General features: G+C 44.7%; 35 protein-coding genes. 32 read left to right on the top strand and 3 right to left on the bottom strand.

The annotated features are described in order from the left end of the window. Nucleotides 1-5: 5 nt before the first annotated feature. The 30 genes from rnr (at nt 6) to rplQ (ending at nt 17253) form a co-directional block, all read left to right on the top strand. Nucleotides 6-2465: a ribonuclease R gene (gene rnr, locus ACM2FC_RS10815; RefSeq protein WP_498480910.1), complete on the top strand. Its 2460-nt coding sequence runs from the start codon at nt 6-8 to the stop codon at nt 2463-2465. A gap of 11 nt (nt 2466-2476) precedes the next feature. Further along, nucleotides 2477-3217: a 23S rRNA (guanosine(2251)-2'-O)-methyltransferase RlmB gene (rlmB, locus tag ACM2FC_RS10810; RefSeq protein WP_498480909.1), complete on the top strand. Its 741-nt coding sequence runs from the start codon at nt 2477-2479 to the stop codon at nt 3215-3217. A gap of 392 nt (nt 3218-3609) precedes the next feature. Next, nucleotides 3610-3921 carry a 30S ribosomal protein S10 gene (rpsJ, locus tag ACM2FC_RS10805; protein WP_004410492.1) on the top strand — a complete coding sequence of 104 codons (312 nt, stop codon included), beginning with the start codon at nt 3610-3612 and terminating at the stop codon, nt 3919-3921. Nucleotides 3922-3935: 14 nt separating this feature from the next. After that, the gene (rplC, locus tag ACM2FC_RS10800) at nt 3936-4565 is read left to right on the top strand and encodes a 50S ribosomal protein L3 (RefSeq protein WP_498480908.1); all 630 of its coding nucleotides are present in this window, start codon (nt 3936-3938) and stop codon (nt 4563-4565) included. Between the two features lie 17 nt (nt 4566-4582). After that, nucleotides 4583-5185, top strand: a complete 603-nt coding sequence (rplD, locus tag ACM2FC_RS10795) for a 50S ribosomal protein L4 (RefSeq protein ID WP_237363162.1) — start codon at nt 4583-4585, stop codon at nt 5183-5185. Next, a complete protein-coding gene (gene rplW, locus ACM2FC_RS10790; RefSeq protein ID WP_237363161.1) occupies nt 5182-5484 on the top strand; it encodes a 50S ribosomal protein L23 in 303 nt (100 codons plus the stop codon). Before rplD ends, rplW begins: the two co-directional genes overlap by 4 nt. A gap of 15 nt (nt 5485-5499) precedes the next feature. Further along, the gene (gene rplB / locus ACM2FC_RS10785) at nt 5500-6324 is read left to right on the top strand and encodes a 50S ribosomal protein L2 (RefSeq protein WP_237363160.1); all 825 of its coding nucleotides are present in this window, start codon (nt 5500-5502) and stop codon (nt 6322-6324) included. Nucleotides 6325-6343: 19 nt separating this feature from the next. Beyond that, nucleotides 6344-6622: a 30S ribosomal protein S19 gene (rpsS, locus tag ACM2FC_RS10780; RefSeq protein ID WP_010318762.1), complete on the top strand. Its 279-nt coding sequence runs from the start codon at nt 6344-6346 to the stop codon at nt 6620-6622. Between the two features lie 10 nt (nt 6623-6632). Beyond that, complete coding sequence (rplV, locus tag ACM2FC_RS10775) at nt 6633-6965, top strand: 50S ribosomal protein L22 (RefSeq protein WP_237363599.1); 333 nt, start codon at nt 6633-6635, stop codon at nt 6963-6965. Nucleotides 6966-6984: 19 nt separating this feature from the next. Continuing rightward, the gene (rpsC, locus tag ACM2FC_RS10770; RefSeq protein WP_498480907.1) at nt 6985-7683 is read left to right on the top strand and encodes a 30S ribosomal protein S3; all 699 of its coding nucleotides are present in this window, start codon (nt 6985-6987) and stop codon (nt 7681-7683) included. Between the two features lie 11 nt (nt 7684-7694). After that, nucleotides 7695-8105, top strand: coding sequence for a 50S ribosomal protein L16 (gene rplP / locus ACM2FC_RS10765; RefSeq protein ID WP_006075723.1), 411 nt, complete (start codon nt 7695-7697; stop codon nt 8103-8105). Further along, nucleotides 8105-8296 (top strand): 50S ribosomal protein L29, encoded by a 192-nt coding sequence (gene rpmC / locus ACM2FC_RS10760; protein ID WP_237363158.1) that lies wholly within the window; start codon nt 8105-8107, stop codon nt 8294-8296. The genes rplP and rpmC overlap by 1 nt, the downstream gene beginning before the upstream one ends. Then, nucleotides 8296-8550: a 30S ribosomal protein S17 gene (rpsQ, locus tag ACM2FC_RS10755; RefSeq protein ID WP_498480906.1), complete on the top strand. Its 255-nt coding sequence runs from the start codon at nt 8296-8298 to the stop codon at nt 8548-8550. The genes rpmC and rpsQ overlap by 1 nt, the downstream gene beginning before the upstream one ends. A gap of 161 nt (nt 8551-8711) precedes the next feature. Beyond that, complete coding sequence (gene rplN / locus ACM2FC_RS10750; protein ID WP_017026385.1) at nt 8712-9083, top strand: 50S ribosomal protein L14; 372 nt, start codon at nt 8712-8714, stop codon at nt 9081-9083. A gap of 12 nt (nt 9084-9095) precedes the next feature. After that, entirely contained in the window at nt 9096-9413 is a 318-nt protein-coding gene (gene rplX / locus ACM2FC_RS10745; RefSeq protein ID WP_498480905.1) for a 50S ribosomal protein L24, read from the top strand. Between the two features lie 23 nt (nt 9414-9436). Beyond that, complete coding sequence (gene rplE / locus ACM2FC_RS10740) at nt 9437-9976, top strand: 50S ribosomal protein L5 (protein WP_498480904.1); 540 nt, start codon at nt 9437-9439, stop codon at nt 9974-9976. A gap of 17 nt (nt 9977-9993) precedes the next feature. Next, entirely contained in the window at nt 9994-10299 is a 306-nt protein-coding gene (gene rpsN, locus ACM2FC_RS10735) for a 30S ribosomal protein S14 (RefSeq protein WP_498480903.1), read from the top strand. Between the two features lie 29 nt (nt 10300-10328). After that, complete coding sequence (gene rpsH / locus ACM2FC_RS10730) at nt 10329-10721, top strand: 30S ribosomal protein S8 (RefSeq protein WP_237363153.1); 393 nt, start codon at nt 10329-10331, stop codon at nt 10719-10721. 12 nt (nt 10722-10733) lie between these two features. Then, nucleotides 10734-11267 (top strand): 50S ribosomal protein L6, encoded by a 534-nt coding sequence (gene rplF, locus ACM2FC_RS10725; RefSeq protein WP_237363152.1) that lies wholly within the window; start codon nt 10734-10736, stop codon nt 11265-11267. A gap of 9 nt (nt 11268-11276) precedes the next feature. Then, entirely contained in the window at nt 11277-11630 is a 354-nt protein-coding gene (gene rplR, locus ACM2FC_RS10720; protein WP_237363151.1) for a 50S ribosomal protein L18, read from the top strand. A gap of 14 nt (nt 11631-11644) precedes the next feature. Next, on the top strand, nt 11645-12145 hold the full coding sequence (rpsE, locus tag ACM2FC_RS10715; RefSeq protein WP_042478682.1) for a 30S ribosomal protein S5: 501 nt from the start codon (nt 11645-11647) through the stop codon (nt 12143-12145). Nucleotides 12146-12150: 5 nt separating this feature from the next. Then, complete coding sequence (gene rpmD, locus ACM2FC_RS10710) at nt 12151-12327, top strand: 50S ribosomal protein L30 (RefSeq protein WP_073602976.1); 177 nt, start codon at nt 12151-12153, stop codon at nt 12325-12327. Between the two features lie 5 nt (nt 12328-12332). Continuing rightward, nucleotides 12333-12767, top strand: coding sequence for a 50S ribosomal protein L15 (rplO, locus tag ACM2FC_RS10705; RefSeq protein WP_498480902.1), 435 nt, complete (start codon nt 12333-12335; stop codon nt 12765-12767). 20 nt (nt 12768-12787) lie between these two features. After that, nucleotides 12788-14122, top strand: a complete 1335-nt coding sequence (gene secY / locus ACM2FC_RS10700) for a preprotein translocase subunit SecY (protein WP_498480901.1) — start codon at nt 12788-12790, stop codon at nt 14120-14122. Between the two features lie 27 nt (nt 14123-14149). Beyond that, the gene (gene rpmJ / locus ACM2FC_RS10695) at nt 14150-14263 is read left to right on the top strand and encodes a 50S ribosomal protein L36 (RefSeq protein ID WP_039969906.1); all 114 of its coding nucleotides are present in this window, start codon (nt 14150-14152) and stop codon (nt 14261-14263) included. 147 nt (nt 14264-14410) lie between these two features. Then, nucleotides 14411-14767 (top strand): 30S ribosomal protein S13, encoded by a 357-nt coding sequence (rpsM, locus tag ACM2FC_RS10690; RefSeq protein ID WP_498480900.1) that lies wholly within the window; start codon nt 14411-14413, stop codon nt 14765-14767. Nucleotides 14768-14785: 18 nt separating this feature from the next. Continuing rightward, on the top strand, nt 14786-15175 hold the full coding sequence (gene rpsK / locus ACM2FC_RS10685) for a 30S ribosomal protein S11 (RefSeq protein WP_001118870.1): 390 nt from the start codon (nt 14786-14788) through the stop codon (nt 15173-15175). Between the two features lie 27 nt (nt 15176-15202). Then, on the top strand, nt 15203-15823 hold the full coding sequence (gene rpsD, locus ACM2FC_RS10680; protein WP_498480899.1) for a 30S ribosomal protein S4: 621 nt from the start codon (nt 15203-15205) through the stop codon (nt 15821-15823). Nucleotides 15824-15847: 24 nt separating this feature from the next. Beyond that, nucleotides 15848-16840 (top strand): DNA-directed RNA polymerase subunit alpha, encoded by a 993-nt coding sequence (locus ACM2FC_RS10675; protein WP_237363145.1) that lies wholly within the window; start codon nt 15848-15850, stop codon nt 16838-16840. A 26-nt stretch (nt 16841-16866) separates the two neighbouring features. After that, entirely contained in the window at nt 16867-17253 is a 387-nt protein-coding gene (gene rplQ / locus ACM2FC_RS10670; RefSeq protein WP_237363144.1) for a 50S ribosomal protein L17, read from the top strand. A 169-nt stretch (nt 17254-17422) separates the two neighbouring features. Here the strand turns inward: rplQ and bamJ are convergent, their stop codons facing one another. Further along, nucleotides 17423-18043, bottom strand: coding sequence for a BamJ family beta-barrel-assembly machinery protein (bamJ, locus tag ACM2FC_RS10665; RefSeq protein ID WP_237363143.1), 621 nt, complete (start codon nt 18041-18043; stop codon nt 17423-17425). A 234-nt stretch (nt 18044-18277) separates the two neighbouring features. On the opposite strand from bamJ, the gene ACM2FC_RS10660 reads away from it, so the two are divergent. Together ACM2FC_RS10660 and cobA are read left to right on the top strand one after the other, a co-directional pair. Next, entirely contained in the window at nt 18278-18892 is a 615-nt protein-coding gene (locus ACM2FC_RS10660) for an OapA family protein (RefSeq protein ID WP_498480898.1), read from the top strand. 146 nt (nt 18893-19038) lie between these two features. After that, on the top strand, nt 19039-19902 hold the full coding sequence (cobA, locus tag ACM2FC_RS10655; RefSeq protein WP_498480897.1) for a uroporphyrinogen-III C-methyltransferase: 864 nt from the start codon (nt 19039-19041) through the stop codon (nt 19900-19902). Here cobA and ACM2FC_RS10650 read toward each other — a convergent pair whose 3' ends face one another. Beyond that, nucleotides 19903-20793 (bottom strand): TIGR03899 family protein, encoded by an 891-nt coding sequence (locus ACM2FC_RS10650; protein ID WP_498480896.1) that lies wholly within the window; start codon nt 20791-20793, stop codon nt 19903-19905. It lies immediately after the preceding gene. Nucleotides 20794-21039: 246 nt separating this feature from the next. After that, complete coding sequence (locus tag ACM2FC_RS10645; protein WP_498480895.1) at nt 21040-21597, bottom strand: YtfJ family protein; 558 nt, start codon at nt 21595-21597, stop codon at nt 21040-21042. Nucleotides 21598-21829: the final 232 nt, after the last annotated feature.

Raw genomic sequence — 21829 nt, 5'->3', positions numbered from 1 at the left:
ATGCAATGTCAAACAGTTCCCATACGGATCCCTTTGCCGATCGTGAGTCGGAAAACTATCAAAACCCCATTCCTAGTCGAGAGTTCATTCTAGACTTCCTGACCAAAGCTGATGCACCACTCAATCGAAATGACCTCTTTGAAGCGCTTGAACTTTCAGGTGAAGAGCAATACGAAGGCCTTCGCCGTCGGTTGCGTGCAATGGAGCGAGATGGTCAGCTGGTGTTTACGCGCAGGCAGTGTTATGCGGTGCCAGATAAACTAGAGATGATCAAAGGCCACGTAATTGGTCATAAAGACGGTTATGGCTGGGTGAGACCGGAAGGGAAAAACAGTAAAGAAGATGATATTTTGCTACCTCACCATCAAATGCGCAGTGTGCTTCATGGCGATTTAGTCATGGTTCAACCAGCTGGAACGGACAAAAGAGGACGCAAAGAAGGTCGATTGATCCGAGTTTTGGAAGAGCATAACACGCAAATTGTCGGCCGTTTCTTTTTAGAAGGTGGCTACGCCTATGTAGTACCCGATGATTCGCGTATTAGCCAAGATATCTTAATTGCCAACGAAGATAAAAGTTCGGCAAGAATGGGCAATGTGGTGGTGGTCGAGATAACCCAGCGTGCGAGTCGTACTCGCAATTTAATGGGCAAAATCGTCGAAGTTTTGGGTGAAAATATGGCGCCGGGCATGGAAACCGAAATCGCCATTCGCTCACATCAAATACCCAATACTTGGCCAAAAGAAGTCGAAGAACAAATAGAAAACTTGGCTGAGCATGTACCAGAGAAAGCAAAAATTGGCAGAGTCGACCTACGCGAATTACCGCTAGTAACTATTGATGGCGAAGATGCGCGAGACTTCGATGATGCCGTCTATTGCGAGCCGAAGAAAAGCGGTGGTTGGCGTTTGTGGGTCGCAATTGCCGATGTGAGCTATTACGTTCGCCCCAACACAGCGTTAGATAAAGAAGCGATTAATCGCGGTAACTCGGTTTATTTCCCATCCCAAGTCGTGCCAATGCTTCCAGAAGTATTATCGAATGGCTTATGTTCACTCAACCCGAACGTTGATCGCCTTTGTATGGTGTGTGAGATGACTATCTCGGCGGCCGGCAAACTATCAGGGTACAAACACTACGAAGCGGTGATGAACTCGCATGCTCGACTGACCTACAACAAGGTTGGTGCAATTTTGGACGGTGACGAAGAGCTACGCCAACGCTACGAAAAACTGGTTCCAGATCTTGAAGAGTTGCACAAACTCTACAAAGTGCTTAAAACAGGCCGAGATAAACGCGGCGCTATTGAATTTGAAACCGTAGAAACGAAATTCATTTTTAATGCGGAGAGGAAAATTGACCGCATTGAACCTGTTGTGCGAAACGATGCCCATAAGATCATTGAAGAATGCATGATTTTGGCCAATATTGCGTCGGCTTCTTTGGTGGAAAAAGCCAAAGAACCAGCACTGTATCGTGTTCACGAATCTCCGGGCGAACTGCGATTACAAGGCTTTCGAGATTTTCTAGGTGAGCTAGGGCTAAACCTTTCAGGCGGCCTACAACCTTCGCCAACAGATTATTCGTACTTAATGACACAAATCGGTGAGCGACCAGACAAAGAGCTGATTCAAACCATGCTTTTGCGCTCATTAAAGCAAGCAGTCTATAACGCGGACAATGCAGGCCACTTTGGTTTGGCATTGAAACGTTATGCCCACTTCACTTCGCCTATTAGACGTTATCCAGATTTGCTGCTTCATCGGGCGATTAAATACCTCATTGCTAAACAAGAAGGACGTAACTTAGATAGGTGGACACCAACAGGCGGATACCATTACTCGTTTGATGATATGGATGTGTTTGGTGAGCAGTGTTCTACCACAGAGCGTAGAGCAGATGACGCAACACGCGAAGTGTCTGATTGGCTCAAATGTGAGTACATGCAAGATCACGTTGGCGAAGAGCTGGAGGGTGTGATTGCCAATGTCACTGGTTTTGGTTTCTTTGTTCGGTTAACAGAGTTACACATCGATGGTCTAGTGCACATCTCTTCACTGGCCAATGACTACTACCAATTTGACCCGGTTGGACAGCGTCTTATCGGGGAGAGCTTCGGTCATATTTATCGCTTAGGTGATGCCGTGAAAGTGAAAGTGCTTTCGGTAAACCTAGAAGATAGACAAATTGACTTTGAATTAGTCGAAACAAGTCGTAAACTGCGCGGCAAAGGTAAGACGGCGAAAAAACGTGCGTCAGAAGCCAGAAAGAATGCCAAAATGCGTGCAGAGTCGGGTAGGCAACGTTCACGTGGTAAAGCTAAACCGCTAATTGAACCTACTAAGAAAGTGGACACTGACGAAACGTCAGATAAAAAGTCAACTCGCCAAAAGACTAAGGCTGAGAAAGCGCGCAAGAAAAAGTCACGGGTAAAAGCCAATAAAAACCGTGGCAAAAGAAAATAGGTAAGTAGTAAATGAGCAACGAATTTATTTACGGCATTCACGCCGTAAAATCTCTTCTAGAGCGAGAGCCTGAGCGTTTTATTGAAACCTTCGTTTTAAAAGGTCGTCAAGATGATCGCTTGATGCCAATTTTAAACGAGCTACAAAGCATTGGTGTTACTGTACAACAAATGGGACGTAAAGCTTTGGATGACAAAGCTAAAGGTGCTAACCACCAAGGTGTGATCGCCAAGGTCAAACCTGCTAAACCACTAAACGAAAATGACCTAGACGCCATTATAGATACGCATGAATCTCCACTACTTTTGGTTTTGGATGGTGTGACTGATCCACATAACCTCGGCGCTTGTTTAAGAAATGCTGATGCAGCTGGCGTTGCAGCGATTATCGTGCCGAAAGATAAATCAGCACCACTGAATGCGACGGTAAGTAAAGTGGCATGCGGCGCAGCTGAAACTGTGCCGTTGGTTCGCGTGACGAACTTAGCTCGCACTATGCGCGCACTACAAGAGCAAGGTGTTTGGTTTGTCGGTACGGCTGGTGAAGCTAAGCATGATATCTATCATTCTAAACTAACTGGTCCACTAGCGATTGTAATGGGCGCTGAAGGCGACGGCATGCGCCGTTTAACTCGCGAAACCTGCGATGACCTAATCAAGATCCCAATGGCAGGCAGTGTGTCTAGCTTAAATGTTTCTGTAGCATCCGGGATTTGCTTGTTTGAAGCGGTGCGTCAGCGCAGCTGCAACTAAATAACCTCGATACTATAGAGCCAATTTGCTCCGATGCTCTTGGCTCTTAGTAATCTGCGTTCATATCTTACCTGTATTCTTTCCGTTTATTTTTCAATCAACCCTTGCATGTAAAGCACTGACATGTATAATACCGCGCACTGGCTCAGCCAGTTGTGAACCAATGAGCAGCGAGGAGCTGGATTATCTTTTTGATTTTTCAGGTAATGTAGACTCAGCTTATGTTCGCAGTTAATACAATTAGCTCTGATATAGAGTTAATCGAAAATTAGCTGACAATGTGCCCAATTAGGGTGCTACGGTTTCACATAAATCAATCGGCATTCTCTCGCCTTTGCGAGTCTGAGTGGCGATATTGTTTGTGTAATTTAATTAATTTGGAGCTCTGTCTCATGCAGAACCAACGTATTCGTATCCGCCTAAAAGCTTTTGATTACAAACTAATCGATGCTTCTACTGCGGAGATCGTCGAAACAGCTAAGCGCACAGGCGCACAGGTTCGTGGTCCAATCCCACTACCTACACGTAAAGAGCGTTTCACAGTTCTTATCTCTCCACACGTAAACAAAAAAGCACGTGACCAGTACGAAATCCGTACTCACAAGCGTCTAATCGACATCGTTGAGCCAACAGACAAAACTGTTGATGCTCTAATGCGTTTAGATCTTGCTGCGGGCGTTGATGTGCAAATTAGCCTAGGTTAAGGGAGATTAGAAGAATGATTGGTCTAGTCGGACGTAAAGTGGGTATGACCCGCGTATTTACCGAAGAAGGCGTTTCTATCCCAGTAACTGTTGTTGAGGTTGAAGCGAACCGTGTTACTCAAGTTAAATCTCTTGAGAGCGATGGTTATGCAGCAATCCAGGTAACTGCTGGTGCTAAGAAAGCTAGCCGTGTAACTAAGCCAGAAGCTGGTCACTTTGCGAAAGCAGGTGTAGAAGCTGGTCGCGGTCTTTGGGAATTCCGTTTAGAAAACGGCGAAGAGTTTGAAGTTGGCGCTGAGCTAACTGTTGAGCTTTTCAACGAAACTAAAAAAGTAGACGTTACTGGTACATCTAAGGGTAAAGGCTTCCAAGGCGCTGTTAAGCGTTGGAACTTCCGTACTCAAGATATGACTCACGGTAACTCATTGTCTCACCGTGCTCCTGGTTCTATCGGTCAATGTCAGACTCCAGGTCGCGTATTTAAAGGCAAGAAAATGGCAGGTCACATGGGTGCTGAGCGTGTAACGACTCAAAACCTAGAGATCGTACGTGTTGACGCTGAGCGCAACCTGCTTCTTATTAAAGGTGCAGTCCCTGGCTCAACAGGTGGCAACGTGATCGTTAAACCAGCTGTTAAAGCATAACGTCTCAGGAGTAAGTAATGGAACTAATGGTTAAAGGTGCTGATGCACTAACTGTTTCCGAAACTACTTTCGGACGTGAGTTTAACGAAGCTCTTGTACACCAAGTAGTTGTTGCGTACGCAGCAGGTGCTCGTCAAGGTACACGTGCTCAAAAAACACGTTCAGAAGTTTCTGGCGGTGGCGCTAAGCCATGGCGTCAAAAAGGTACTGGCCGTGCACGTGCTGGTACAATTCGTAGCCCAATCTGGCGTACAGGTGGTGTTACTTTTGCTGCGAAACCACAAGATCACAGCCAAAAAGTAAACAAAAAAATGTACCGCGGTGCTATGAAGAGCATTCTTTCTGAGCTAGTTCGTCAAGAGCGTCTAGTTGTTGTTGATAACTTCTCAGTAGAAGCACCAAAAACTAAAGAGCTAGTAGCTAAGCTTAAAGAACTTGAGCTTAACGATGTACTTATCGTTACTGGTGAAGTAGACGAGAATCTATTCTTAGCTGCTCGTAACCTATACAAAGTTGACGCTCGTGACGCTGCTGGTATCGACCCAGTTAGCCTTATCGCGTTTGACAAGGTTCTAATAACTGCTGAAGCAGTTAAGCAAGTTGAGGAGATGCTGGCATGATCAATGAAGAGCGTCTACTAAAAGTTCTACGTGCTCCACTAATCTCTGAAAAAGCGACAATGACTGCTGAAAAAGCAAACACTGTTGTTTTTAAAGTAGCAATCGATGCTACTAAAAAAGAGATCAAAGCAGCTGTAGAAAAGCTATTTGAAGTTGAAGTTAAGTCTGTAAATACTCTTATCACTAAGGGTAAGACCAAGCGTCAAGGTATGCGTCAAGGCCGTCGTTCAGACGTTAAGAAAGCCTACGTAACTTTGAAAGAAGGTCAAGATCTTGACTTCGTTGGCGGTGCTGAGTAACAGGAGTAGTTAGAAATGGCTATTGTTAAATGTAAGCCGACTTCCCCTGGTCGTCGTCACGTTGTTAAAGTTGTTAACGCTGACCTACACAAGGGCAAGCCATACGCACCTCTTCTAGAGAAAAACTCTAAGAATGGTGGTCGTAACAACAACGGTCGTATCACAGTACGTCACATCGGCGGTGGTCACAAACACCACTACCGTGTAATTGACTTCAAACGTACTAAAGACGGTATTCCAGCGAAAGTTGAGCGTCTAGAATACGATCCAAACCGTAGCGCAAATATCGCTCTAGTTCTGTACGCAGACGGTGAGCGTCGTTACATCATTGCACCTAAAGGTGTTCAAGCTGGTGATCAGATCCAATCTGGTGTAGATGCGCCAATCAAAGCAGGTAACACTCTGCCGATGCGCAACATCCCAGTTGGTTCAACTGTACACTGTGTTGAGCTTAAGCCTGGTAAAGGTGCTCAGCTAGCTCGTTCTGCTGGTGCATACGTTCAAATCGTAGCTCGTGAAGGTTCATACGTAACTATCCGTCTACGTTCTGGCGAAATGCGTAAAGTCCTATCTGAAGGCCGTGCAACAATCGGTGAAGTAGGTAACGCAGAGCACATGCTACGTGAACTAGGTAAAGCTGGTGCTAACCGCTGGCGCGGTGTTCGTCCAACCGTTCGTGGTGTTGTGATGAACCCAGTAGACCACCCACACGGTGGTGGTGAAGGCCGTACTTCTGGTGGTCGTCACCCAGTTTCTCCTTGGGGTATGCCAACTAAAGGCTTCAAGACCCGTAAGAACAAACGCACTGACAAGTACATTGTACGTCGTCGTAACAAATAATCTATAAAGAGGAATCGCCATGCCACGTTCTCTCAAGAAAGGTCCATTTATTGACCTACACTTGCTGAAGAAGGTAGAGAAAGCGGTGGAAAGCGGAGACAAAAAGCCTATTAAGACTTGGTCCCGTCGCTCAATGATCATTCCATCAATGATTGGTTTGACCATCGCTGTCCATAATGGTCGTCAGCACGTACCAGTATTCGTAACTGATGAAATGATCGGTCACAAGCTGGGTGAATTTGCACCAACTCGTACTTATCGCGGTCACGCTGCAGATAAGAAAGCGAAGAAGCGTTAAGGAGTAGATAATGGAAGCTTTAGCTAAACATAACTTTGCTCGCATTTCGCCTCAGAAAGCTCGCTTAGTTGCAGACCAAATTCGCGGTAAATCTGTTGACCAAGCTCTAGAAACTCTAACTTTCAGCAACAAAAAAGCTGCTGAGCTAGTTAAGAAAGTTCTTGAGTCAGCAATCGCTAACGCGGAACACAACGAAGGTGCAGATATCGACGATCTTAATGTCGCTAAAATCTTCGTAGATGAGGGCCCTATCATGAAGCGTATTATGCCTCGTGCTAAAGGCCGTGCAGATCGTATCTTGAAGCGTTCATGCCACATCACTGTTGTTGTAGCAGATCGTTAAGAGACTAGGAGAGTAAGCAATGGGTCAGAAAGTACATCCAAATGGTATTCGTCTTGGCATCGTTAAGCCTTGGAATGCTACATGGTTTGCTAATACCAAAGAATTCGCTGACAACCTAGACGGCGACTTCAAGGTACGTCAGTTCCTAACTAAGGAACTTTCGAAAGCGTCTCTATCACGCATCGTTATCGAGCGTCCTGCTAAGAGCATCCGTGTGACTATTCACACTGCTCGCCCAGGTGTTGTTATCGGTAAGAAAGGTGAAGACGTAGAAAAGCTACGCACTGCAGTAGCTAAAATTGCAGGTGTACCAGCGCAAATTAACATCGCTGAAGTACGTAAGCCTGAGCTGGACGCACAACTTGTTGGCGACAGCATCGCGTCTCAACTAGAGCGTCGTGTTATGTTCCGTCGTGCTATGAAGCGCGCAGTACAAAACGCAATGCGTCTAGGCGCTAAAGGTATCAAAGTAGAAGTAAGTGGTCGTCTAGGCGGCGCTGAAATCGCACGTTCTGAGTGGTATCGTGAAGGTCGTGTGCCTCTACATACACTACGTGCAGACATTGATTACGCAACTTCTTCGGCTCACACTCAATACGGTGTGATCGGCATTAAAGTTTGGATCTTCAAAGGTGAGATCCTAGGCGGTATGCCAGCTGCTAACGCAGTAGAGCCAAAAGGCGACAAGCCTAAGAAGCAGCGTAAAGGCCGTAAGTAAGGAGTCGACAGATGCTACAACCTAAACGTACTAAGTTCCGTAAGGTTCAAACAGGTCGTAACCGTGGTCTTGCTAAAGGTACTGACGTAAGCTTCGGCACATTTGGTCTTAAAGCAGTCGGTCGTGGCCGTCTAACTGCTCGTCAGATCGAAGCGGCTCGTCGTGCGATGACTCGTCACGTTAAGCGTCAAGGTAAAATCTGGATCCGTGTGTTCCCAGACAAACCTATCACAGAAAAGCCACTTGAAGTTCGTCAAGGTAAGGGTAAAGGTAACGTTGAGTACTGGGTAGCCCAAATCCAACCTGGTAAGGTTATGTATGAAATGGACGGTGTACCTGAAGAATTGGCACGTGAAGCGTTCCGCCTAGCGGCACGTAAACTGCCTTTCAAAACTACATTTGTAACTAAGCAGGTGATGTGATGAAAGCACAAGATCTACGCGAAAAAAGCGTTGAAGAGCTTAATGCAGAGCTAATTGAGTTGCTACGTGAACAGTTCAACTTGCGTATGCAAGCTGCAACTGGTCAACTACAGCAAACTCATACTCTAAAAGCTGTACGCCGTAATATCGCACGTGTGAAAACTGTTTTGACTGAGAAGGCAGGCGCATAATGAGCGAAGTAAAACGTACTCAACAAGGTCGTGTTGTTAGCAACAAAGGCGAAAAGTCTATCACTGTTGCTATCGAGCGCATGGTTAAACACCCAATTTACGGTAAATTCGTAAAGCGCACGACTAAAGTACACGCACATGACGAAAACAACGAGTGTGGCCTAGGCGACGCAGTTGAAATCGCAGAGTGTCGTCCAATGTCTAAGACTAAGTGCTGGACACTGGTAAAAGTTCTAGAAAAAGCGAAGATTTAACACGTTTTTTTCTATGACAATAAAGCGGCTCCAAATTTTTTTTGGGGCCGTTTATTTTTTGGCTACCCAATTGAAAGAAAGGGTGGTACAATTCGCGTCCCTTTAAAGAGGCAGCCCGACCCGAGAGGGTCTAGTTTTTAATATTTAGCGGAGCACTAACAATGATCCAAATGCAAAGTACACTCGACGCTGCGGATAACTCCGGCGCTCGTAGAGTAATGTGTATTAAGGTTCTGGGTGGCTCTCACCGCCGTTATGCACATATCGGAGACATCATTAAAGTTACTGTTAAGGAAGCAATTCCTCGCGGTAAAGTTAAGAAAGGTGATGTTCTGAAGGCGGTTGTAGTTCGCACCCGTAAAGGCGTACGTCGTCCAGACGGTTCTGTCATTCGCTTCGACCGTAATGCTTGCGTATTGTTGAATGACAATACTGAGCAACCAGTCGGTACACGTATCTTTGGTCCAGTGACTCGTGAACTTCGTAACGCGAAATTCATGAAGATTGTTTCACTGGCTCCAGAAGTTCTGTAAGAGGCACGAGAAATGGCAGCTAAGATCCGTCGTAATGACGAAGTAATCGTTCTTGCCGGTAAAGACAAAGGCAAGAAAGGTAAAGTAACTAAGGTTCTAGCAACTGGTAAAGTTATCGTTGAAGGTATCAACCTTGTTAAGAAACATCAGAAGCCTCAACCGGCTCTGAACCAACAAGGTGGCATCGTTGAACAAGAAGCAGCTATTGATGTTTCTAACGTTGCAATCTACAACGCAGCTACTGGTAAAGCAGACCGCATCGGTTTCCGTATTGAAGATGGCAAGAAAGTTCGTTTCTTCAAGTCTAACGGCGAAACCGTTTCTAACTAATAGACGTAATTTGGAGTTCTACTATGGCGAAACTGCATGATTACTACAAGTCGTCTGTAGTCGCTGAGCTTACCAAAGAGTTCAGCTACACAAGCGTCATGCAAGTCCCTAGGATTGAGAAAATCACCCTAAACATGGGCGTTGGTGAAGCAATCAACGATAAGAAACTGCTAGAAAACGCAGCATCTGATATGGCAATGATCTCTGGTCAGAAGCCACTTATCACTAAAGCGCGTAAATCTGTTGCAGGTTTCAAAATTCGTGAAGGCTACCCAATTGGTTGTAAAGTAACCTTACGTGGCGAACGTATGTGGGAGTTCCTAGAGCGTTTAATCTCTATTGCTCTTCCACGTGTACGTGATTTCCGTGGTGTTAGCGCTAAGTCTTTTGATGGACGCGGTAACTACAGCATGGGCGTTCGCGAGCAAATCATCTTCCCGGAGATCGACTACGATAAAGTTGATCGTGTACGCGGTCTTGATATTACTATCACGACAACTGCTGCGTCCGATGAGGAAGGCCGTGCTCTGCTGGCTGCCTTTAACTTCCCATTCCGTAAGTAAGGTGAAGGGTTACTGTTATGGCTAAACAATCAATGAAAGCACGTGACGTAAAACGTGCAAAGCTAGTTGCTAAATACGCTGAGAAGCGTGCAGCACTAAAAGCTATCATCAGCGATGTAAACGCATCTGAAGAAGATCGTTGGAATGCGGTTCTTAAACTGCAATCTCTTCCACGTGATTCAAGTGCATCACGTCAGCGCAACCGTTGTAACCAAACTGGTCGTCCACACGGTTACCTACGTAAGTTCGGTCTAAGCCGTATCAAAGTTCGTGAAGCTTGCATGAAAGGCGAGATTCCTGGACTTCGTAAGGCTAGCTGGTAATTGCCACTTAATCATTTGGAGTAAATCATATGAGCATGCAAGATCCGATTTCGGATATGCTGACCCGTATTCGTAACGGTCAGGCAGCAAACAAAGTTGCTGTTAAAATGCCTTCTTCAAAGCTTAAAGTTGCAATTGCTGCACTACTAAAAGCTGAAGGTTACATCGTTGACTTCGCTGTTGAAGGCGAAGCAAAACCTGAGCTAGAAGTTACTCTTAAGTACTTCCAAGCTAAACCAGTAATTGAGCAAATCAAACGTGTTTCACGTCCTGGTCTACGAGTTTATAAGAACAAAGACTCGCTACCAAACGTGATGGGCGGACTTGGTATTGCTGTAGTATCCACTTCCAAGGGTCTTATGTCAGACCGTGCTGCGCGTAAAGCAGGTCTTGGTGGTGAAATCATCTGCTACGTAGCGTAATAGGAGTAGAATATGTCTCGTGTTGCTAAAGCACCTGTCGCTATTCCAGCTGGCGTAGAGGTGAAACTAAACGGCCAAGAAGTCACAGTTAAAGGCGCTAAAGGCGAATTAACTCGCGTACTAAACAACGCGGTTGTGATTGCACAGGAAGAAAACAACCTTACTTTCGGTCCTAAAGAAGGTGTTGCTAACGCTTGGGCTCAAGCAGGTACTGCTCGTGCACTAGTGAACAACATGGTTGTTGGTGTTACTGAAGGCTTCACTAAGAAATTAGTGCTTAAAGGTGTTGGTTACCGCGCTGCTATGAAAGGCAAAGCTGTAGGTCTAACACTAGGTTTCTCTCACCCAGTAGAGCACGCTCTACCAGAGGGAATCAAAGCTGAATGCCCAAGCCAAACTGAAATCGTATTAACTGGTTGTGACAAGCAATTAGTTGGTCAAGTTGCGGCTGACATTCGTTCTTACCGTGAGCCTGAGCCGTATAAAGGTAAAGGTATCCGTTACGCCGATGAAATCGTGCGTACTAAAGAAGCTAAGAAGAAGTAAGGTAACACTATGGATAAGAAAGCATCTCGCATCCGTCGTGCTACACGCGCACGTCGTAAGATTGCAGAACTTGGTGCAACTCGCCTAGTCGTACACCGTACTCCTCGTCACGTGTACGCACAGGTTATTGCATCAAATGGCTCTGAGGTTATCGCATCAGCTTCTACTGTAGAAAAAGCGATCCGTGAGCAAGTGAAGAACACTGGTAACATCGATGCAGCTAAAGCAGTAGGTAAAGCTATTGCTGAGCGCGCTCTTGAAAAAGGCGTTTCTACTGTTGCATTTGATCGTTCTGGTTTCCAATACCACGGTCGAGTAGCGGCGCTAGCAGATACTGCTCGCGAAGCTGGTCTGAAATTCTAAGGTAGGGTTGATCGATGGCTAAAGAACAACAACAAGCGAGTGATTTGCAAGAAAAGCTAATCGCTGTTAACCGTGTTTCTAAGACGGTTAAAGGTGGTCGAATCATGAGCTTCACTGCACTAACAGTAGTTGGTGACGGTAACGGTCGTGTAGGTTTCGGTTACGGTAAAGCCCGTGAAGTACCTGCTGCGATCCAAAAAGCAATGGAAAAAGCGCGTCGTAACATGACTACGATCGCTCTAAACGAAGGCACTCTTCACCACCCGGTGAAAGGTCGTCACTCGGGCTCTAAAGTTTACATGCAGCCTGCTGCAGAAGGTACTGGTGTAATCGCAGGTGGTGCGATGCGTGCAGTACTAGAAGTAGCTGGTGTACATAACGTACTATCTAAAGCATACGGTTCTACGAACCCTATCAACATCGTTCGTGCAACGATCGATGCACTAGGTAGCATGAAGTCGCCAGAAATGGTTGCTGCTAAACGTGGTCTAACTGTTGAATCTATTTCGGAGTAAGAACCATGGCAACTATTAAAGTTACTCAAACTAAAAGCTCAATTGGCCGCCTACCTAAGCACAAAGCGTGCTTGAAAGGTTTAGGCCTTCGTAAAATCAACCATACAGTTGAACTTGAAGATACACCGTGTATTCGCGGTATGATCAACAAGGTTAACTACATGGTTAAAGTTGAGGAGTAATCAGAATGCGTTTGAATACTCTATCACCGGCTGCGGGCTCTAAACCTTCTAAGAAGCGTGTAGGTCGTGGTATCGGTTCTGGCCTTGGTAAAACAGGTGGCCGCGGTCACAAAGGTCAAAAGTCACGTTCAGGCGGAAGCGTTCGTCCAGGTTTTGAAGGCGGTCAAATGCCTCTAAAACAACGTCTACCAAAATTCGGCTTCACTTCTCGTAAGAGCCTAGTGTCTGCTGAAGTTCGTCTAGGTGAACTAGCGAAAGTAACTGGTGATGTAGTGGACTTGAACAGCTTAAAAGCAGCTAACGTTATCACTAAGAATATCGAATTCGTTAAGATCGTTCTTTCTGGTGAAATCAATAAAGCTGTGACTGTAAAAGGTCTGCGCGTAACTAAAGGCGCTAAAGCTGCAATCGAAACTGCAGGCGGTAAAATCGAGGAATAATCTCGAGGAACGAGGTACAGATGGCTAAGAAACCAGGAAAAGATTTTCGTAGTGCTCAGAGCGGCTTAAGTGAACTGAAGTCGCGCTTATTATTTGTAATTGGTGCGCTTATCGTGTTCCGAGCAGGCTCTTTTGTGCCGATCCCTGGTATTGACGCAGCTGTACTTGCCAATTTGTTCGAACAGCAAAAAGGTACCATCGTTGAAATGTTTAACATGTTCTCCGGTGGTGCATTAGAGCGTGCATCTATATTAGCATTGGGCATCATGCCGTATATTTCGGCTTCGATTGTTGTCCAATTGCTAACTGTAGTTCATCCAGCGTTAGCGGAGCTCAAAAAAGAGGGTGAAGCAGGGCGTCGTAAGATTACCCAATATACGCGTTATGGCACGCTTGTACTTGCAATATTCCAAGCTATAGGTATCGCAACTGGCCTACCGCACATGGTCCACAATCTGGTTGTTATCAACCAAACCATGTTCACGCTAATTGCAACCGTAAGTTTAGTAACCGGTACCATGTTCTTAATGTGGTTAGGTGAACAGATTACAGAGCGAGGAATTGGTAATGGTATTTCGTTGCTGATTTTTGCAGGTATTGTTGCTGGATTGCCTAATGCAATCGGCCAAACAATTGAGCAAGCGCGTCAAGGTGAATTGAACGTACTTCTTCTGCTGTTAATTGCTGTATTAGCTTTTGCAGTTATTTACTTTGTTGTTTTCATGGAGCGTGGTCAACGTCGTATCGTTGTGAACTACGCGAAGCGTCAACAAGGTCGCAAAGTATTTGCTGCGCAAAGTACTCACCTGCCACTTAAAATTAATATGGCAGGTGTAATTCCAGCAATTTTCGCATCAAGCATTATTTTGTTCCCAGGAACAATTGCACAGTGGTTCGGTCAAAACGGCCAAAGCCCTATGTTTGGTTGGTTAACGGATGTGTCTTTGGCACTAAGCCCAGGTCAACCTTTATATGTAATGCTTTATGCGGCGGCGATTATTTTCTTCTGTTTCTTCTACACGGCGTTGGTTTTCAACCCGCGTGAAACAGCAGATAACTTGAAGAAGTCTGGTGCATTCGTACCCGGCATCCGCCCAGGTGAGCAGACAGCGAAATATATTGATAAAGTAATGACTAGACTAACTCTCGCGGGTGCTCTATATATTACCTTTATCTGTCTGATTCCACAGTTCATGATGATCGCATGGAACGTACGTTTCTATTTTGGCGGTACATCGCTACTTATCGTAGTGGTTGTAATCATGGACTTTATGGCACAGGTACAGACTCATCTGATGTCACAACAGTATGATTCTGTGTTGAAGAAAGCAAATCTGAAGGGCTACGGCCGTTAATTCAGATTTCATTTACGGAGTTTAGCAATGAAAGTTCGTGCTTCCGTTAAAAAAATCTGCCGTAACTGTAAAATCATCAAGCGCAACGGTGTTGTGCGCGTGATTTGCAGTGAGCCAAAGCACAAACAGCGCCAAGGCTAATAAGCAGAAATTTTTACTTGAAATATAAGGTAGTGTCGCGTATATTCCTCGGCCTACCTTTTGCGTGCAAAAGAAGTAGTATGCCGCAGCGTATCCTCTACGGGCTTTGCTGCGGATAATTTCTTATCTAAGTACTAGGAGTGAATAGTGGCCCGTATAGCAGGCATTAACATTCCTGATCAAAAGCATGCTGTAATTGCATTGACTGCAATCTACGGTATCGGTAAGACTCGCTCTCAAGCTATCCTAGCTGAGGTGGGAATTGCTGAAAGTGCTAAGATCAGTGAACTAACTGAAGAGCAGATTGATCAACTGCGTGATGGTGTAGCTAAGTACACTGTAGAAGGTGATCTACGTCGTGAAGTATCAATGAACATCAAGCGTCTTATGGACCTTGGATGCTATCGTGGTCTTCGTCATCGTCGCAGTCTACCACTACGTGGACAGCGTACTAAAACCAACGCTCGCACCCGTAAGGGTCCGCGTAAGCCGATCAAGAAATAATCGGGAAGGTAGAGTACAATGGCTAAACAACCAACACGCGCTCGCAAGCGCGTACGCAAGCAAGTTGCTGATGGCGTTGCGCACATTCATGCATCTTTCAATAACACAATCGTAACTATCACAGACCGTCAAGGTAATGCTCTTGCGTGGGCTACTGCTGGTGGTTCTGGTTTCCGTGGTTCTCGTAAGTCTACTCCGTTCGCTGCACAGGTTGCTGCAGAGCGTTGTGCAGAAATGGCTAAAGAATATGGCCTAAAGAACCTAGAGGTTATGGTTAAGGGTCCAGGTCCAGGTCGCGAATCTACTGTTCGTGCACTGAACGCTGCTGGTTTCCGTATCACAAACATTGTTGATGCGACTCCAATCCCTCATAACGGTTGTCGTCCACCTAAGAAACGTCGCGTATAACGTTTCTAGGAATATTGGAGAAAGATCATGGCAAGATATTTGGGTCCTAAGCTGAAGCTTAGTCGTCGCGAAGGCACTGACTTATTCCTTAAGTCTGGTGTTCGTGCGATCGATACCAAGTGTAAAATTGATAACGCACCAGGTGTACACGGCGCTCGTCGCGGTCGTCTATCTGAGTATGGCGTTCAGCTTCGTGAGAAGCAAAAAGTTCGTCGTATCTACGGCGTTCTAGAGAAACAATTCCGTAACTACTACAAAGAAGCTGCACGTCTTAAAGGCAACACAGGTGAAAACTTGCTGCAACTTCTTGAAGGTCGTCTAGATAACGTAGTTTACCGCATGGGTTTTGGCGCAACGCGCGCTGAAGCACGCCAATTAGTTAGTCATAAGGCTATACTAGTAAACGGTAAAGTTGTAAACGTTCCTTCTTTCAAAGTTACGGCTAACGACGTTGTATCTATTCGTGAGAAAGCTAAGAAGCAATCTCGCATCAAAGCGGCTCTAGAAGTTGCTGAACAACGCGAAAAACCAACTTGGATTGAAGTAGATGCCGGTCAAATGGAAGGTACATTCAAGCGTATGCCTGAGCGTTCAGACCTATCAGCCGACATCAACGAACAATTGATCGTCGAGCTTTACTCTAAGTAAGGTTTAAACTAAAGAGAGGACACAATGCAGGGTTCTGTAACAGAATTTCTTAAGCCACGTCTGGTTGATATCGAACAAATCAACACGACACACGCAAAAGTAACTCTTGAGCCATTAGAGCGTGGTTTCGGCCATACTCTTGGTAATGCACTTCGCCGCATTCTTCTATCTTCTATGCCGGGTTGTGCGGTAACAGAAGTAGAGATTGATGGCGTATTACACGAATACAGTACAAAAGAAGGCGTTCAGGAAGATATTCTTGAAATTCTTCTAAACCTTAAAGGTTTGGCTGTTCGCGTTGCCGAAGGCAAAGATGAAGTGTTTATTACGTTGAACAAATCAGGCTCGGGCCCTGTTGTTGCAGGTGACATCACCCATGATGGTGATGTGGAGATCGCTAACCCTGAACACGTTATTTGTCACCTAACAGATGACAATGCTGAAATCGCAATGCGTATTAAAGTAGAGCGTGGTCGTGGTTATGTTCCAGCTTCAGCTCGTATCCATACTGAAGAAGATGAGCGCCCAATTGGTCGTTTGCTAGTCGATGCAACTTACAGCCCAGTAGACAAAATTGCTTACTCGGTTGAAGCGGCACGTGTTGAGCAACGTACTGACTTGGACAAGCTTGTTATCGATATGGAAACGAATGGTACTTTGGAACCTGAGGAAGCTATCCGTCGTGCAGCTACAATTCTAGCTGAGCAATTGGATGCATTCGTAGATCTACGTGATGTACGAGTTCCTGAGGAGAAAGAAGAGAAGCCTGAATTCGATCCAATCCTATTGCGTCCTGTAGACGATCTTGAACTAACAGTTCGCTCTGCTAACTGTCTGAAAGCAGAAGCGATTCACTACATCGGTGATCTTGTACAGCGTACTGAGGTTGAGCTATTGAAAACTCCAAACCTTGGTAAGAAATCTCTAACGGAGATTAAAGACGTACTTGCATCACGTGGCTTGTCTCTAGGTATGCGCCTAGAAAACTGGCCACCAGCGTCTATCGCTGAAGATTAATCGATACTAGTTAGAAGGATTAGGTCATGCGCCATCGTAAGAGTGGTCGTCAACTCAACCGCAACAGCAGTCATCGCAAAGCGATGTTCAGCAATATGGCTAGCTCGCTAGTACGTCATGAAGTTATCAAGACTACTTTGCCAAAAGCGAAAGAGCTACGTCGCGTAGTTGAGCCTTTGATTACACTAGCTAAGACTGACAGCGTTGCTAACCGTCGTCTAGCATTTGCACGTACTCGTGATAACGAAGTTGTTGCAAAACTATTTAATGAACTAGGTCCACGTTTCGCTAGCCGTCAAGGCGGTTACACTCGTATCCTAAAAGCTGGCTTCCGTGCTGGTGACAAAGCTCCAATGGCTTACATTGAGCTTGTAGATCGCCCAGAAGTAGCAGAAGAAGCTGCAGCTGAGTAATCAGTAGTTCGTATGAACTTAAAGCCGAGCGTCATGCTCGGCTTTTTGCGTTTTAGCTATTAGTAAAACAGCAATTTTCTAGCTAATTCATATCAAAACGTAACCTTAAGCCAACAAAAAACGCCGCATAAAGCGACGTTTTATCAATTCAATATTTTCAAATCAAGGCTTATAGAATATCTAGAAGCTCAACTTCAAATACTAGTGCTGCAAACGGAGGAATAGAAGCACCTGCGCCACGCTCACCGTATGCTAGATCGTGTGGGATGTATAATTTCCACTTAGAACCAACAGGCATTAGTTGTAGTGCTTCAACCCAACCTTTGATTACGCCAGTTACAGGGAATTCCGCTGGTTGACCGCGCGATACAGAGCTGTCGAATACAGTTCCGTCAGTTAGCTCACCGTGGTAGTGAACACGTACTTGCTTGTCTGAAGTTGGGATTTCACCAGTACCTTCAGTAAGAACTTCGTATTGAAGGCCAGATTCAAGAACAGTCACTTCATCGCGTAGAGCGTTGTCTTTAAGGAAAGCTTCACCGTCAGCCGCTGCTGCTTTCGCTGCTTCTTGACGAACTGCTTCAGCACGAGTTTGGATTTCTTGAAGGGCCTTGTTGATCTCGTCAACTTCGATTGCTGGCGCATCACCAGTTAGTGCAGTCGCGATACCAGCAGCGATAGCGTCAACATTGAGTCCTTCTAGACCGCTACCTGCAAGTTGTTGGCCCATTTGAAGACCGATACCGTAGCTTGCTTTTTGCTCTACAGTTTCAAATTTTACGTCTGACATTTAAAGTTTCTCTTACTTTATCTAAATGAAGGTGAGAGGATACCAGTTCCAGAGCTTAGATGAAATGGATACCCAATGTTACTGGCACAAATGTGGTTTGGTGTGATGCCATTCATATAACTTAGGTAAAAGTGTTAGATTTTGCGAACTCCTAACTTATAAATTTTAAATTATCTATACTCGCGCGATGTCTGTTTTTATACTGTGTTAGCTAGATTTAGGAGATGGCTGTTAATGAATCGTAGGAAGAAGAAACCAAAACAAGTTGATTATTTGGATTTGGTAAAGACCAAGTGGGCTGAAATTGAGTGGAAATCACTTAAGACACAAGCTAAAGCTATTTGGTTTGAGCTTCCCAAATTACATCGACGTTTACTTAGTGTACTGGTGCCTGTCGTTTTTTTATTAATCATAATGCCTACACCTAAGCCTGAAGATTCTGAGATGGCCCCAAATCTAAACCAACGTGTATCAATAAAGATCAATCCTGTAGGATTAAGTGAGCAAGCGGCTACGTCACCTTCGACAAATAACTACTCAAGTACAGGCACATCAACTATCACAAATCCGAACTCTCTTTCTGATACGAAGGCCGACTGGAAAGATTATGTTGTGAAAGCAGGTGATACATTAGCAAAGATATTTCGAACTAATGGTTTATCGATGTCGGATCTCAATGATCTGATTAGTATTGAAGGCTCTGGTAAGCCACTAAGCCATATTCAAAAAGGGCAGCTTATCCGTTACAAGGTCGATGCCAAAGGTCAGCTAGATATGCTGCAACTAGAAAAGTCTTCCGGCTCAGTGATTTTTTTCCGCTTATCTTCGGGTGGTTTTGCACAAAAGTAACCTATCTTCTGGGTGAGTTGTGAGTGCAGAAAACATCTAGTCTTTTGGTGTTATTCTTTTTGTATATTAAAAATGACATATTAGAATTTCCAGTAATAAGCAGAGCAAGACATAATCAGTTCATCATTAGCTAATTGGTATTTATGATGGCTGGAAAAAATACTGTCGCTGTTTTCCCTTCTCCTCGTCGCAGTCTCACTTCAACCTCGGTGAAGGCTAACTCACAGATCCAACCGGGTGAAGTAGCATTAGTTGGTGCTGGGCCTGGCGATCCCGATCTCTTGACTATTAAAGCCTATAATTTGCTCCAACAAGCCGACGTCGTTCTTTATGACTATTTGGTTTCTGATGAAATTATGGCGATGGTGAATAGCCAATGTATATTAGTTTGTGTTGGTAAAAAAGCAGGTCACCATAGTGTTCCTCAAGATAAAACCAACCAACTACTAATAGACTTCGCTCGAAAAGGAAATCGCGTTGTCCGTATAAAAGGCGGTGATCCATTTGTGTTTGGCCGAGGTGGAGAAGAAGTAGAAGTGCTGGCTGAGGAGGGTATTTCCTTTCAAATAGTGCCCGGTATTACCGCTGCGTCGGGTGCAACAGCTTATGCCGGTATTCCACTCACTCATCGAGACTATGCTCAATCGGCGATGTTTATTACCGGTCATTTAAAGTCCGAAGTTGATAATATGGACTGGGCAACTTTAGCTCGGAAAAATCAAACACTTGTCATTTATATGGGGTTACTCAAGTCTCAATACATTCAGGAAAGGATGCTAGAGAATGGTCGTAGCGACTCTACACCCATAGCAATTATCGAGCGCGGCACACAGAGTAGTCAGAAGATATTTAAAGGAACATTATCAGAGCTGGCTATTCTAGCAAAACGTGCTCAATCCCCTTCACTTATTGTTATCGGAGAAGTGGTCGCGTTGTCCGAAAAACTGCGCTGGTTTGGTGATAGCGAAGCAGGGCGGCAAGTGGAAAATAAAAACTACCTGTTTGGTTAACTAGACTGTTTCATCGACGCTGCTAGCACTGTCGGTGATCAATACAAATTTTTGGCTTAATATTGCCACCAACTGATCGTAGTATTTCATGCTAGGCTTATTGCCAAGTAGCTTGCATAACTCGTTACCCGTTGGGCTAAATCGGTAATAGAGTAAACGAACTCCTTTACTTAGCGGCTGAAGCGAAATGTTTTTGCCTTGATAGTTTAATGGAAGCGGAGGGTCGACTTCAATTTCTCCTGACTCCAGCTCAGAGCCATGCAAAAGCCCAAGTTCAATGAGAACCAATAAACTTGAATACGGCAGCTTAAAACTGCCGATGTTGATATTCATGGTGGTGTTTCTTTTGCCAAAGCTAAAAATGCTGCCCTGAGCCTTAAAGCCAATAACCAGTTTCTGACTAGTATCGCCACCAAAGCTACATGCCAATGAAGCGGCACGTTGTAGAATCTGCGCTTCTTTGGAGGACATATCTTGTAGTACTTTGAGGGCTTTCATGGACGTAGAACCCGGGTTAGTCACTTCCCGCTTGAGTACTTGAGCCCACAGTCGCTGCATTGATGAATTATGTATCTCTTGAGCCATATCGAAAAAGCGTAGTAACCAGTCTTGGTCGGGCTCTCCAGCAGTTTCATCCTTGCAGAAACCATGTGCAAACTTCAAGATTTGCTCAAGATTCCTTTGTCTGCGCTCTTGCCTTCTTTCAGCTCTATCAGCTGCTCTTTCTAGTGCGGTAGACTCTGGTTTTTCATGGCGTAGTAGCGCATCTAATCCATGGCTTCCCGCTATATTTAAAACTCGGCTCGCGCTATCTTTAATGTAGCCAGATTTTTGTTGTCTTGAGCTGGACGCTTCATTCTCTATGGTAACGGGTTTACTTTTGTCTTCCATAACATAGCTCACCAAGTTAAATTAGCTAACTATATAAATCTTTTACTTCCAGATTTATAAGTTTTTGATATCAGTGAAGAATAGATGAAAATGCTTATATAACAAGTTTACCCGCTTGTTTGCATATAGGAATGTGCGTTGGGTAGTGAACTGACGGTTATCTGACATGGTAATCAGCTGTACTGCATAGTGCTAAAGAGCCGTCAGATTCGCAGACGGCTAAGATAGTTGATTGAAGTGGAAATGTTACAGGTTGGATTTAATTAAGCCAATGACTTGGTCAATTTGTTGTTTATCCAGTGCACCCTGATGTTCAAATAGAATTTGACCATCTTTATTGAGTACGATGATAGCTGAGGATTTTTCTTTTAGATGCCAAGCTTTCGCGACAGCACCATGCTCATCAACGACAATAGAGGACCAAGGATATTCTTTCTTGCTATCTTCTGCTGACGATTTCACCATAGATCCTGTTCCCCACATGGCGTCATCTTGGTTGACTATGGTTGTTGTTTGATATTTATCTTTTGGGAACTTCGCAGCACCAATTGCATCCATTAAGGGCTGATTCATCTGCTTGGCACTGCTTCTGCCGGCCATTGCTTGAATGACCCTTACTTTTCCGACTAGCTCGTTAGTATTCCAACTCTGATAAGACTCATCTCCATTTTTTAGGATTATTTGGCCGTAATCTTTGACACTTGCTGCAGGAAGGGGTTGACCAACGGTTAAACCGCTTGCGAATGCGAGTAAAGGAGTGCAAGCGATTAAGGTAACGAATGACTTCAACATATTAGGCTTCATAAATAGGCTCCTAAATTCTAATTAGCGCAGTATAGATTCGGAAAGTAAGTATACGGATAACGTAACGTTAAAAATATGACATGAGGTTTAAATGTTATAAAAGTGTAACGTGAATTTTCATTAGATTGCGGCTTTTCGAGGAAAGGGTATAATCATATTATTACAATTTGGTAATAATGTTGTAAATAAGTTGTGCTTGGTGGATTTGAAGTACCTAAAGGAGATAGGGATT

Source organism: Vibrio sp. A37, from assembly GCF_059777565.1.
Note: the sequence above shows the minus strand (reverse complement) of the source record. Positions and strands in the feature narration are given on the sequence as shown.